The organism is Carboxylicivirga sediminis (assembly GCF_018156225.1).
Lineage (GTDB): Bacteria > Bacteroidota > Bacteroidia > Bacteroidales > Marinilabiliaceae > Carboxylicivirga > Carboxylicivirga sediminis.
The window spans coordinates 15,686-30,044 of sequence record NZ_JAGTAR010000043.1; the positions used below are offsets into that span (position 1 = coordinate 15,686).

The 14,359-nt window shown below is 41.9% G+C and carries 8 protein-coding genes; 6 read left to right on the top strand and 2 right to left on the bottom strand.

What is annotated here, in order from left to right; all coding sequences use genetic code 11:
- Window positions 1-46: 46 nt before the first annotated feature.
- On the bottom strand, window positions 47-1,606 hold the full coding sequence (porX, locus tag KDU71_RS20240; protein WP_212192939.1) for a T9SS response regulator signal transducer PorX: 1,560 nt from the start codon (window positions 1,604-1,606) through the stop codon (window positions 47-49).
- Between the two features lie 61 nt (window positions 1,607-1,667).
- Window positions 1,668-5,087: a type IX secretion system periplasmic lipoprotein PorW/SprE gene (gene porW, locus KDU71_RS20245; protein ID WP_212192940.1), complete on the bottom strand. Its 3,420-nt coding sequence runs from the start codon at window positions 5,085-5,087 to the stop codon at window positions 1,668-1,670.
- Between the two features lie 249 nt (window positions 5,088-5,336).
- Here porW and KDU71_RS20250 point away from each other — a divergent pair, with 249 nt between their 5' ends.
- The 6 genes from KDU71_RS20250 to KDU71_RS20275 all read left to right on the top strand — a co-directional run bounded on the left by KDU71_RS20250 (window position 5,337) and on the right by KDU71_RS20275 (window position 14,265).
- Complete coding sequence (locus KDU71_RS20250; RefSeq protein ID WP_212192941.1) at window positions 5,337-6,686, top strand: sigma-54-dependent transcriptional regulator; 1,350 nt, start codon at window positions 5,337-5,339, stop codon at window positions 6,684-6,686.
- Window positions 6,687-6,828: 142 nt separating this feature from the next.
- Window positions 6,829-7,338 carry a hypothetical protein gene (locus KDU71_RS20255; protein ID WP_212192942.1) on the top strand — a complete coding sequence of 170 codons (510 nt, stop codon included), beginning with the start codon at window positions 6,829-6,831 and terminating at the stop codon, window positions 7,336-7,338.
- Window positions 7,339-7,415: 77 nt separating this feature from the next.
- The gene (locus KDU71_RS20260) at window positions 7,416-8,390 is read left to right on the top strand and encodes a transglutaminase domain-containing protein (protein WP_212192943.1); all 975 of its coding nucleotides are present in this window, start codon (window positions 7,416-7,418) and stop codon (window positions 8,388-8,390) included.
- A gap of 668 nt (window positions 8,391-9,058) precedes the next feature.
- Window positions 9,059-11,842 (top strand): leucine--tRNA ligase, encoded by a 2,784-nt coding sequence (gene leuS / locus KDU71_RS20265; protein WP_212192944.1) that lies wholly within the window; start codon window positions 9,059-9,061, stop codon window positions 11,840-11,842.
- 212 nt (window positions 11,843-12,054) lie between these two features.
- Window positions 12,055-12,924 carry a YitT family protein gene (locus tag KDU71_RS20270; RefSeq protein WP_212192945.1) on the top strand — a complete coding sequence of 290 codons (870 nt, stop codon included), beginning with the start codon at window positions 12,055-12,057 and terminating at the stop codon, window positions 12,922-12,924.
- A gap of 69 nt (window positions 12,925-12,993) precedes the next feature.
- A complete protein-coding gene (locus KDU71_RS20275; protein WP_212192946.1) occupies window positions 12,994-14,265 on the top strand; it encodes a peptidoglycan DD-metalloendopeptidase family protein in 1,272 nt (423 codons plus the stop codon).
- Window positions 14,266-14,359 lie beyond the last annotated feature (94 nt).

Below are 14,359 nucleotides of genomic sequence, written 5' to 3' on the forward strand. Positions count from 1 at the left end.
TAAAAGAAAAAGAGACATCGTTGCGGTGTCTCTTTTCTTTTGGTATTTAATTGCCTCTTCCGCGCAGGGTGATGCACGGAATAATCATTTCTTCCAGTGATATGCCGCCGTGCTGGAATGTATCACGGTAATAGCTTACATAGTGGTTGTAATTGTTGGGATAGGCAAAAAAATCATTGTTGCAGGCAAAAATATAGGCTGTTGACACATTATACCTTGGCAGTGATGCTTCACCAGGTTTTAATACTTCATATACCTCCTTTGACTTGTAAGAAAGATTTTTACCTTGCTTATACCGCAGGTTGGTATTCACATTTCTGTCACCAACTACCTTAACCGGATGTTGTACGCGAGTGGTGCCATGGTCGGTGGTAATCACCACTTTAATATCTTCATCTTTCAACTTTAGAAGTAATTCTCTTAGTGCTGAGTGCTTATACCACGACTGGGTCAGGGAGCGGTAGGCTGCTTCGTCGGGGGCCAGCTCTTTAATCATCTTTACTTCAGTGCGGGCATGCGACAGCATATCTACAAAATTAAACACGACAGCGTTCAAGTCGTTTGGCAACAAGCTGTGTAGTTCATCCAGCAGGCTTTTGCCAGCTTCGCTATCAGATATTTTGCGATAAGCATAACTGTGTTTCAGGCGAAAGCGTTCCAGCAGTGTGCCTAAAAGCTCTGCTTCATATTTGTTTTTGCCTTCATCGCTGTCATCGTCTACCCAGTACTGAGGATATAGTTCTTTTATTTGTGCTGGCAGCAAGCCTGAGAATACTGAATTGCGGGCATATTGGGTGGCTGTTGGTAAAATACTGAAATACGGGCACTCATCTTCAATAATAAAGTCTTCCACAATGGTTTTCTTCAGTACTTCCCACTGGTCGTACCTAAAGTTGTCTATTACAATGAAAAATACTTTTTGTCCATCGTTGAGTAGAGGTAGGACTTTGCTCTTAATGAGGCTGTTCGACATGAGCGGTGCCTCTTCTGGTTTCTTTAGCCACGAAAGGTAGTTGCGTTTAACAAACTTGGTAAAGGTTTGAGTTGCTTCATTCTTTTGCATGCTCAGTACTTCATCCATTGTGCCGTCTCCTTGTTCCAGTTCCAGCTCCCAGTATATCAACTTTCGGTATACATCCACCCAGTCGTTATGGGTAAATGAATCGTTTATCTTCAGGGCTATCTGTCCGAATTGTGACTGATAGCCTGAGGTGGTGGTTTTAGTAACTAATTCCTTTTTGTCAAGGTGTTTTTTGATGGATAGTAATATTTGTCGCGGATTAACCGGCTTAATCAGGTAGTCGGCAATTTGATTCCCTATAGCCTGATCCATAATATCCTCCTCTTCACTCTTGGTAATCATGATAACAGGCACTTCAGACCGGAACTCTTTCAGTTGTGTTAATGTCTCCAGTCCCGATAGCCCGGGCATATTCTCATCCAGAAAAATCAGATCATAGAATGTGGCTTTGACCATTTCCAGGGCATCATGCCCATTGGTGGCAGTATCAATCTCATAACCTTTTTCCTTGAGAAAAAGTATGTGAGCTCTCAGGTGTTCTATTTCGTCGTCCACCCAAAGGATATTTATTTTATTATCTGTCATAATCAGATTTTAGTCGTCGGTACATCAAATGATTCATCTGCATTATGCAAATACCGCACCATTAATAGGTCGATTTAAAGAAGGTCTCATACCCATTCACTTCACCGGAGGCTTCCAGTTTCTTCAGGTTACTTGCGGAAATAGCCCAGATGTAATGCTCTTTTTGCTTAAAATCGCGTGTAAGATACGGGTACTTATCCATACCTTTTATGTAAGTCAGGGCTTCATCGGCATTGCTGAAACCATCAATCTGAACCATGCGATAGTCGTCTGCAAAATCAATTAACTGTACTTTGTTACTGGTACCAATGTTGTTGCGGGTATATGATGCGAAGTTTTTATGTACGCGATTAAAATCAAGGCGTGTTTTTCGAATCATTACCACTACCAGATGACCTTCTGTTTTGGTTTCGTCAAATAAAGACGTTTTTTCAGATTGAACAGATGCTTCCTCTTCAGGTTCAGTCACAGTCAAAGGTTTTTCAACTTCATCTTTGACTTCTGCAGGAGGTGTTACAGCGGTTGCTTCAGTGCTTTCCTTTTGCCCACTGATTACTTTTTCTTCTTCTTGAATAGTAATTTCAGTTGTTTTGCTGGTTTCAACATTACTGTCATTGCCAATGGTTTCATTGGACCTGATAGAAGTGTCAGATGTCTGCTGTGGCAGTACTTGTTCTTCTGTTATTGTCTCTGTCACCTCTGCTTGAACAGTTGGTCGTACCTTATCCAATTCCTTTGCATCTGCATGTTGCAGGTAGTACTTATCAAAGAATTCGATGTATTCTTTAACCAATCCGGATAGATAAAACTTGCTCGTGTTGCTTTCGGATATGATAATCACCTCCTTATTTATCTTCTCAAAGCCAAAGAACTGATGGTTTTCCCGCAATCCATAGAAGTAATCCATGGCTTCAACCCGATTGGCAAAACCACTAACAACAATAGCTGCAGAACCATCCAGTAATCGCTTTTGCTGAATTTCAAAATCATGCAGCAGGTAGCGTGAGAAGTTGTAGTCGGCCACATCGTAAATAGCTTTATTGATATTACCTTTTTTGATGGACATGACAACTAACTCGTATGGCTCATTTTCGATGTATAGATAACCTGCTTGTTCATCTGTTGTATCCATCGTGCTATCAGCTTTTGCATGTTGCTGACTGGCTTGGCCTGGAGCATTGGCAAACAGTGTTCCCTGTACGGGTGTTTTGCCAGCTTCAATGTGTTCGAGTAAAGCCTGTGCTAAGGCTGCTTCTTCACTTTCTTTGTTATTGTTTATAATAGTGGTGAGGTCCGTTTTAAAAGCCTCAACAGCTCCCTGTTTGCCATATGACAAACCGCGCAGCAATAAGTATTTGTTAGCAAGGACGGCTTCGCCCTCAACGTCTTCAATAGCTCGACTGCTATTGGTAATTACTTCGTCGAAACGGCCAAACAGGAAGGCCTCGTAAGTAGCTTCATATGCTTTTGATTCAGCTGCTTTCTTATCCTGAATTTTTTGTAAAAAGTCAGGATCATTTAAGAAAGCCACAAAACGGTGGTTCGGAAACTCTTGTTCGATTCGTGATTGCGTTGCCAGCATACCCGCCTGATCGCCATTGAGGCGGTAGGCGTTATACAGAGCTATAAGTGCCTCATCACGCGATTCGGCATGAGGGTAGCGACGCAGCAACTCCTCAAAAGCATCAATAGCTTTCGGGTAATTTTCGAGTCGATCCATAAAAACCAACCCTTGTTCGAGTAGGGCATCCTCAATCTTCTTGTCTGATATTTGTCGCTTTTCCTTGCTAAGAGGTATATCAGCCAGTAGTTGCTCACGTGTTGGCACAGCCTGACTGGTTTCGCCGGCCTGCTGATTCGCCTGGTTGTCACTTTCTTTATTTGTGCCAGAGTCTCCTTGCTCAAACGGATTGTCGGGCATAGCAAACGGATCATCTGTTGGTTCGTCAGCTAGTTTGCTTTTATCTTTTCGTCGCCAGTTATCTTCCAGCTTGCGCTTGCCCCAGCGTTTCTCAAACTCCATTTTGCCCATCGCCATCGAAGTTTGGTTGTAGAAATACCATTTGCCGGTTTGCCCAAAGTTGTTTGTATTACCTCTGTTTTGGTAGAAAAAAGCATCGCTCAGGCTTTCTTCTTCCTGCATTTTTCTGAGTTTTTCCTGTTCCGCTTCTTTTTCAGAAATGATATTATCGAGGTAGGCATAAAGCACAGGTTCGCTCATATCGGCCAGATGCTGCAGGCTATCCTCACGTTCCACTGTCAGAAGGTGATCAACTAATCCGCTTAGCCCATAGTGGCGTTCCTTCAGTTCATCCAGTTTCTCATAGTCCTCGTTTATGACCGTCAACGCACTGTCATAATAAAAATAGGCATTGGCATAGTCCATTCGTTTATAGTAGATCTCTCCAGCTTCACGATACGACAGGCCTTTTTGATTTGAATTATCAATACTGGCATTCACTGAGCGCTTAAAGTTAGTCAGTGCTTCTGCTTCATTGTTTTCCTGTAGAGCTACTTTACCAAAGGCATAGTAGATACGGTCCAGGTAGTCACTGTTCTTCTTATCCTTGCGCAGTTTGTGAAGCTGCTTTTTAACTTCTGCGATATTAGCGTCTTTGTACACAATGGATGCCTGGTTCACCTTAGCATTAAAGGTCATCTCATAGTCGGCACTGGCTTTAGCCACATAAGCGAAAGCATTGGCGGCTTCATTGCGCTGGTTGTTCAGCAAATACAATTGTCCCAATATATAGGAGTAGCGCAGACGTTTGTGTTTGTTTGATTCATCGTTAACAGCATTTTGCAGGTATGGGATAGCCTCAATGGATTTTCCCTGCACTAGCAACAAATTGGCGTATACCGCCATATAATCCGAGTATAATTCAAGTGGAGCATTGCCACCCAAATCATAGCTTTCAAGGGCTGCCAAGGCGGCAATGTAATCGCCTTTGTCGGTATAAGCGCGGGCTTGCCATAGCAGGGCCTCATACATAGATTCTGAGTTGGGGAAGTCGCGGACTACCTGCTGCAAGGTGCGTATGGCCAGCAGCTGTTCATGTTTATATACCTGAGCCTTGCCAATCAGTACATAGGCATCATCTACCCATGCATTAAATTCCTTTTTGCTGTAAAATTCAGCGGCATAAGCATTGTTTCTCGACCGTTTTTTGGGCTTAGCCGTAATAGAATGTTTTTTTATCAGTTTCTGTCCTTTTTCAATGGCACGATCCATGTCGCCTGTGGCTACAGAGGCGGCATCAGGATCCGATGATTCAAATACGGGTAAAATATTGGAGTAGTCATTCTGGTACCCTTCAATTATAGCTTTGTCGCCATTTTTAAAAGCTTCCCTGCCGTTGTAATAAACATTGTAATAGGCAGTCAGGTTGTGGTAGTTGCGGCTTACCCAAGTGTTTTTTTTTGTGCTGCAGCTCCAAACTAAAAGCAGGGTAAGTATAATGCTGATTTTTCTAAGAATCATGAATTCTCTTTTCGACTTTAGGTATTACTAAGACCTTCAGTATGGTTATAAATAACCTTGTTAAGGTCTTTATATTCAAAAATAATAGCTTTTGTTTAAGTATTAGCTTTTTAACTAACTAAACTCGTATTTGACAAAAATATTTCATTAATCGTCAAAAATAGCCATGTAGAGCAAAAACAATTTTTAAATTTACCAATTATCGGTTCAGACCACTCTTGGTGAGGATGTGTAGATTTAGCTAAAATTATGAGAATTAATATCATTGAAGACGACAGAGTTTTTAACAAACTGATTGAACATACGCTTAAACTCAATCCGGAATATGAGGTATCTACCTTTTTTAACGGGAAAGATTTTATCCGCAGCCTTGATAATAATCCGGATGTTGTGACGCTTGACCTGGGCTTACCTGATTTTACCGGTAATGAAATTCTTAGAAAGATAAAACGATATAATCCTGAGATTGATGTGATTATTATTTCAGGGCAGGACGATGTATCAACGGCTGTTCAGCTGCTGAGGGAAGGAGCCTATGATTACATTACCAAAGATGAAAATATTAAAGAGCGCCTGCTGCACGCCATCAATAATATTAAAAACAAGCAATCGCTTAAAAATGAAATTACTCAGCTTAAAACCGAGATAGGTAATAAATACGATTATAAAAATGCCATTATAGGTGACAGCCCGGCTATAAAGGCCGTGTATGCGCTTATTGACAAAGCTGTGAATGTACCCAATATCAATGTGTCGGTATATGGTGAAACTGGTACGGGTAAGGAGCTAATCGCCAAAACAATTCACTATAATTCGCCGCGCAAGGATAAGCCTTTTATTGCTGTCAATATGGGCGCTATCCCACGTGAACTTATCGAAAGTGAGTTGTTTGGTCATGAGAAAGGGGCTTTCACCGGTGCTATTAACACTAAGAAAGGCAAGTTTGAAGAGGCTGATGGAGGGACTGTATTCTTAGATGAGATTGGCGAGATGGATTTCAACCTGCAGGTGAAGTTGCTGAGAGTGTTGCAGGAAAGAGAGATTACACGAGTAGGCGGTAATGCGGTTATTAAAATTAACACACGTATTATTACAGCCACCAATAAAGATCTGGCTGAAGAATCACGTAAAGGTAATTTCCGCGAAGACTTGTACTATCGCTTGCTGGGACTGCCCATTCACCTGCCTTCGTTAAAAGATCGCAATAAAGATGTGCTGCTGCTGAGTAGCTTTTTCCTGAAAGCCTTTTGTAAAGAGAACGGGCTTAAGAAAATTGATTTAACACCGCGTGCAAAAAAAAAGCTGTTGAGTTACAATTTTCCGGGTAATGTAAGGGAGTTGAAAGCCATTGTTGAGTTGGCGGCTGTGCTAACTAATACTAATATTATTGATGAGGAGCACATCGTCTATAACTCTACCCAAGGCGAAATGGAAATGTTTGGGCGCGAGATGACACTAAAGGAATACACCGAATCAATTATCCGGCACTTTCTTAAAAAGTACAATAATAATGTGCTTAAGGTGGCGGCCAAACTGGATATTGGTAAGTCCACTATCTACAACCTGATAAAAAGAGATAAAGAAGCAGAGTTGAATTAGGCATTTCCAGCCGATCTGTTTCATGAAGCTCTAAATACGTCCGTTAATTGTCAGCAAGTTCTTTCTAAACAGGCAGAATAGGTGTTGAGATTTTTTTTGTAGCTTTATGTTAATGCTTAACACAAATCTTAAATACCTGACTATGAAAAAATACATTAGAAAATACCTCTTAATAGTAGCATCTGTGATGTGGGTGCTTCTTATTTTATTGGGTGCAATTTTATTTAATTGGTTCGATCAAGGGATAGATGTTTTTTTATCGAAGCTTGTTTTTCCAACACTCCTCATAATAATAACGAGTTTGGTTCAGTGGATGGTGTCAAAACCCATCGCCGAATATATGGATAGTCCCAATATGGAAGTTCCCGACTTCTCGGTTGTTAAGAATCACAAGCTGCAACACAAAAAGGGTCTAAGTCTTGAAGACCTGGCAAAGAGTTTGCCTAAACGGTTTGTTGTATCGCACATTGATACAGAAAGTAAAAAGATAAAGCTCTACGATAAAAATATATGGCAATGGGGTATTGGTTACATCATTGAAATGAGGCCGGAGGAAACCATTGTCTTTAGTATCCCATTTAGTAGTCACGCTATTGGAGCTGAGCGTGTTCGTGAAAAGAGTGTTGCTCAGCTAATGGCTTGCCTGGTTTAATTTCCAAGGCATGGATTTTGTAGATTATTAGTGTTCGATTCTTTATTTTTAAAGCAAAGTACAAAGTAACTTCTAAAATGAGAACAGGTTTAATCTACTTATTTTTAATATTATCTGGTAACCTGGTGCTTGCGCAGGTTAAGCAAGAGGTGATTACCAAGGTGGATACTTATCCATTCAGGTTTAACCATTACGAGCAACTGAGCAAGCGGGTGATGGCCGATTTTGAGGGGGACTACGACCGGGCAGCTGCCATATATACCTGGGTGGCGCGGAACATCCAATACGATGCTAAAGCTTTCTTCTCGGGACGGACGATTAAATCAGTCCGATACTCTTATCGTAATGAAGCGGAGAAGATACAAAAGGAGCAAGCTCTGAGAGAAGAGCTCGCCATGGAGACGCTGAAAAAGAAAAGAGCTGTCTGCCAGGGCTACTCCGAATTATTTCGATTGGTATGCAGGGCATGTGGTATCAGGTGCGAAGTTATCAGTGGATACTCACGAACAGGGGTGAGTGACATAGGTCAGTCGAAACCCAAAGCAGATCATGCCTGGAATGCCATAATAATTGATAATGCATGGCTGTTTGTTGATGCTACGTGGGGTGCCGGCCACGTAAATTATAAAACAAAGCAGTTTGTGCCTGACTTTACGGCGGCCTATTTTGCGGTTGATGCTGATATGTTTACATATAATCATTTTCCGGAAGAGCCAGCCTGGAATTATACCAAACTCTCCTTGAAAGACTTTTCGGAACAGCCGCTGGTGTATCATTCCTTCTTTGGAAAAGGCTTTGAGCTGGTATCCCGTCAAGGAAAGATCACAAAAGCGCGCAAGGGTCAAATTGTTATTGAGCTGAAGGCAACCAGCGATAAACAGCACACTTTCTATTATGCCTTTAGAGACATGAAATATATGCAGCCTGCAAGGATTGATGTAAAAGGGAAGCTACACGTTTTAACTATCGACGTGGGCAACCGGCGCTCGGCATATGTCGATATCATCATTGATGATGAGACGGTGTTGACTTACCAGTTGCAGTTGAGATAGTGTATTGCTTTTTTGTTCTTCTTAGCGCAGGTCTGCGGGAGCAATTTAGAAATTTGTTTTTCGTCTTGTAGATCTGCAAGAGTAATTTACAAATTTGTTTTTCGACCTGATTGTTGATTAACACGAAAAACAAATTCGTTTTTGGACTTTACGGTTTGCAGGATTCATAACAAATTTGTTTTTCAACTTTACTGAAGGTGAGGTTCGAAAACAAGTTTGTTATGCAACATGATTGATGTGCAGGTTGGAAAACAAAAAATGAATTAGGGATTATGGTCCTCACTTCTCATTTCTATCCCCTTTTCCACTGCCTATGTGAAGCACACCAAAAGAGCCGTGGCAATATACAATGGCACACTTATAACCGAAACTAAGGAGGTGGCACAAATAAACTGTGGTGCAACATCAGCCGGAATAGGATTAAAAGTTACTTTCTAGGTAATGTAAACAGTTTTTTTGTAAAAGTTGAAGAATAAAAGTGTAGGTTAGTTGAAAACAAGACCTGTGCTTTTTAAAATATGTAGACTTCTTAGATGTAAAAATGTCTTAAATCACATATTTCACAAAGCTTTACACCACATCCTTTTAATAAGTTTTACTAATTTCGCGTTTTGAAATCTAAGTAATGAATAGATGATGCCTAAGGTGCATCATTTCAACCTTATAATATGGAATACAATTTTAAAGAGTTAGAACAAAAGTGGCAAAAGCACTGGAGCGATAACAAAGTTTACAAAGTGGAGGTGGACAACAGTCGCCCCAAGTACTATGTGTTGGATATGTTTCCTTACCCATCAGGAGCAGGCTTGCACGTAGGACATCCACTCGGTTACATTGCTTCTGATATCTACAGCCGCTACAAGCGATTAAACGGTTTTAACGTGTTGCACCCAATGGGGTATGATGCCTATGGCTTGCCTGCCGAGCAGTATGCTATTCAAACAGGTCAGCATCCGGCTATCACCACTGAAAACAACCTGAACCGCTACCGTGAACAGCTCGATAAAATTGGATTCTGTTACGACTGGGACCGTGAGGTAAAAACCTGCGATCCTGACTATTACCACTGGACACAGTGGGCTTTCATCCAGATGTTCAAACACTACTACTGCAACCAGGCCAAACAGGCACGCCCAATCAGCGAGTTGGTTGAAGTGTTTGGTAAAACCGGTACCGAAGGGCTGGACTTAGCATGTAGTGAAGAACTGAGCTTTACAGCTGAGGAATGGAAGGCTAAGAGCGATAAAGAACAGCAGACTATTTTACTCAACTACCGTTTGGCTTACCTGGCCGATACCATGGTGAACTGGTGTCCTGCATTAGGTACTGTTCTGGCCAATGATGAGGTGAAGGAAGGTTTGTCTGTGCGTGGTGGTCACCCAGTGGAGCAAAAAGTAATGCGTCAGTGGTCTTTACGTGTGTCGGCCTATGCTGAGCGTTTGCTGGATGGACTGAATAATGTGGATTGGAGTGATTCGCTGAAAGAAATTCAACGTAACTGGATTGGTCGTTCGGAAGGTGCTGAAATGACTTTCAAGGTGAAAGAATCGGATGTGGAGATGGAAATTTTCACCACACGTGCCGATACAGTGTATGGTGTGACCTTTATGGTGCTGGCTCCCGAGAGTGAATTGGTGGACCAGCTGACAACACCTGAGCAACGTGCCGCTGTTGATGCGTATATAGAAGAGACGAAGAAACGTACCGAACGTGAACGTTTGGCCGAAGTGAAGAAAGTAACCGGCGTTTTCTCCGGAGCTTATGCTATCAACCCTTTAACCAATGAAGAGATTCCGGTTTGGATCAGCGACTATGTGTTGGCGGGCTATGGAACAGGAGCTATTATGGCGGTGCCGGCGCACGATTCGCGCGACTTTGCATTTGCCAGGCATTTTGAGTTGCCAATTCGACAGGTGGTCATACCGGTAGGAGCTGAGGAAACTGATCCGATGACCTGGGAAGACTCAATTGACTCCAAAGAAGGTACAATGGTTAATTCGGGCATCATCAACGGACTTGATGTGCAGGAGGCCATTGCCAAAACAAAAGAATACATTGCCGCAAAAGGCATTGGTAAAGTAAAGGTGAACTATCGCCTGCGCGATGCTATCTTTAGTCGTCAGCGCTACTGGGGCGAGCCATTCCCTGTATACTATAAGGATGATATGCCTTACATGCTGGACGAGTCTAAATTGCCATTGACTTTGCCTGAGATTGATAAATATTTGCCCACTGAGCAAGGCGAGCCGCCATTAGGACGCGCTAAAGGTTGGGAAACTGAAGAGGGCTATCCCCTTGAACTAAATACCATGCCAGGCTTTGCCGGTTCATCGGCCTACTACCTGCGCTACATGGACCCTAAGAACAAGGAGAAATTAGTAGGTGAGGAAGCTAACAAGTATTGGCAGGATGTTGACCTTTATATAGGCGGTACCGAGCACGCTACCGGTCACTTGATTTATTCACGTTTCTGGAACAAGTTTCTGTTCGATATTGGCGAGGTGATTAAAGACGAGCCGTATAAGAAGCTGATTAATCAGGGTATGATTCAGGGCCGTTCTAATTTTGTGTATCGCAAGAAAGGTACCAACACTTTTGTTTCATACAATCTGCGTAATGAGTATGATGTACAGGAAATTCATGTGGATGTTAACATTGTTCGCAATGATGAGCTGGATATGGAAGCGTTTAAAAAGTGGAGCCCCGATTACGCCAATGCTGAGTTCATCCTTGAAGATGGCAAGTACATTTGTGGCTGGGCCGTTGAAAAAATGTCCAAGTCGATGTACAACGTAGTGAACCCAGATACGATTATTGCTGATTATGGTGCTGATACCTTACGTTTGTACGAAATGTTCCTGGGGCCATTAGAGCAATCTAAACCTTGGGATACCAATGGTATTGATGGTGTACATAAATTCCTGCGCAAAACATGGCGCTTGTTCTACAAAGACGATGCTTTTGTGGTAAGCGATGAAAAAGCGACACCAGATGAACTGAAAGTGCTGCATCGTACCATTAAGAAGATAACTGAGGATGTAGAACGTTTCTCTTTCAATACCTGTGTAAGTGCATTTATGATTTGTGTGAATGAACTCAATGACCTTAAATGCACCAAGCGTGAGATACTTGAGCCATTGCTGGCCTTACTGGCACCATTTGCTCCTCATATGAGTGAAGAGCTTTGGCATGCACTGGGCCACACCACTACCGTGTGCGATACAAAGTGGCCTCAGTTGAATGAGAGCTATCTGGTGGAGTCTTCGGTGACTTACCCGGTATCGTTCAATGGTAAGATGCGTTTCAAAATCGATCTGCCGGCTGACATGAGTAATGCAGACATTGAGAAATCGGTGATGGAGCATGAGTCAGCAGCCAAATGGTTAGAGGGTAAAACGGTGCGCAAGGTGATCATCGTTCCCAAGAAAATTATCAATATTGTAGTGGGATAAACTATTTGCTAAATAAATTGTATTAAAAGCCTGACATGTTTTATGTTGGGCTTTTTTTAAGTTGAGATTAGCCGGAGCTTTTATTGTGCCCCCATCGCCTTGTGGCACTTCCCCAAGTGGAAGATTGAATCAATTCTCCCCTTGGGGAGACATCCGAAGGGAGAGGGGGATGAGCTATTAATTATCATTTGAAAGTATTTAAACAGAAAACCATGCAAAACACATCAACCATATTAAAAGAATTCCGAAGCTACCTGATGCTCACAATTGGTTTGGCAATTGGCACACTGGGGTGGACAGCCTTTCTGATTCCGGCCAAAATTGTTGGGGGAGGCTTAACAGGTATTGCCACTATATTATACTTTGTTGCCGGCTGGGATGTGGGTTTAACCTCATTGATAATTAATATAGGTCTCATCCTTTTGGCTATGCGTATACTGGGTGCTTCATTTGGTATTAAAACCATTTACTGTGTTCTGGTATTTTCCGGTTTGTTAACACTGCTTCGCCCAATGTTTTCAGAGCCTGTAGTTTCCGAAGTAATGATGAACGCCATTATTGGTGGTATACTGGGCGGAATTGGTGCAGGTATTGTATTTGTAAATGGCGGTAGCACAGGAGGTGTTGATATTATCGCCATGATTATTAATAAGTATAAGAACATCAGTTTGGGGCGTTTGCTGCTTGGAATGGATGTTATTATCATTTCTTCTTCCTTTTTTCTGGTGCAAACGTCATCAATTGAAACAGTCGTTTATGGTTTTATGACCATGGCCATATTAGCCTATACGGTTGATATGGTGATATCGGGTAATAAGCAAACGGTACAGTTCTTTATCATCTCCAAAAAGCCGGACGAATTAAGGAAGTCGGTGATTTTTGATGCTGAACGCGGGCTGACCATCCTACATGGTACTGGTGGCTATTCAGGAGAAGAGCGCAAGGTGCTGATGGTAATAGCACGAAAAAGTGAGACTCAGGAAGTATTTAAGGTGATCAAGCAAATCGACCCGGATGCATTTATTACTGTTGGAACTGTAATGGGTGTGTATGGCCAGGGTTTCGATAAAATTAAGATATAATTTTTGAGGTATCTGTTGTAACATTAACCGGTGTATTGTTAATTTGTATGCACTTCTAAACAAAACAGGATGACCAAAAAGAAATTATTTATTCCCATTATTGCCGTTTTACTTTTAATTCCAGTTGTTTACCTGTTGGTTAACAGGTGTAACCACCCCATATCGCCGGTAACGGAAGAGACTCTTGACTCATTGGATGTAATTGAGTTGCCGGAACCTGATTTGTTATATGGTTTGCCGGTTGATTCATTTCAGATAGAAGAAAATACTGTGAAGCGTAATCAGTTTTTAGCTGATATCTTTCTGAAAGCAGGGGTTGATTATCCAACTATCAATACAATAGTAGAGAAGACAAAACCGGTATTTGATGTGCGCAAGATAAAAGTGGGTAATCAATATCATCTGTTTTTTAGCCCTGATACTTTAAAGCAACTCAGGCATTTTGTATATGCCATTGATAATACCGATTACATGGTAGTTACGCTTGGCGATTCAATACATGCTTATCGTGATATAAAGGAAACCAGAAGGGAGCTCAAGACAGCATCCGGAGTCATCAATTCGTCCTTGTGGGTAACCATGACGGAGAATGATATTAATCCTTTGCTGGCCATTGAGTTATCTGAAATATTTGCCTGGACTGTTGATTTCTTTGGTATTGAAAAGGGCGATAATTTTAAGGTGTATTACAATGAACTATATGTGGATAGTGTAAGTATAGGCATTGGAGAGGTACAAGCAGCTGTTTTTCATCATCGGGGGCGGGATTATTATGCATTCAACTATGAGGAGGATAGTGTTAAGCACTTTTTTGATGAAGAGGGGCAGAGTTTGCGCAAAGCCTTTTTGAAGGCGCCGTTGAAGTTCTCGCGAATTAGCAGTCGCTTCTCAAATAGCCGTCTGCATCCGGTGTTGAAAATTCGCCGGCCACACCATGGAATCGACTATGCGGCACCTACCGGGACACCAGTTTATGCTTTGGGTGATGGTCGGGTGATTGCCAGAGACTATCAAAAACGTGGTGGTGGTAATTACATTAAAATTAAGCATAACAGTGTATATACAACTGTTTATATGCACTTACACGGATTTGCCAAAGGTATTAGTAAAGGTACGCAGGTGCGCCAGGGGCAACTCATCGGTTATGTTGGTTCTACTGGCTTATCCACCGGACCACACCTCGATTTTAGAGTATATAAAAACGGGCATCCGGTTGATCCTTTAAAGATTGATGCACCGCCGGTTAATCCGGTTAAGGAAGAGCATATGCAAGACTACAAACAATATATTGTTCCTTTGAAGGCACAGGTTGATGCTATTCCTTTGCCAGTATCAAATTAGAAGAAATGTAATCAAAACAAAAAAAGGAGCTGTACAGCTCCTTTTTTTGTTGATATACCTTCTGTATACATTTAAAATGTCAAATCTGGTTTTC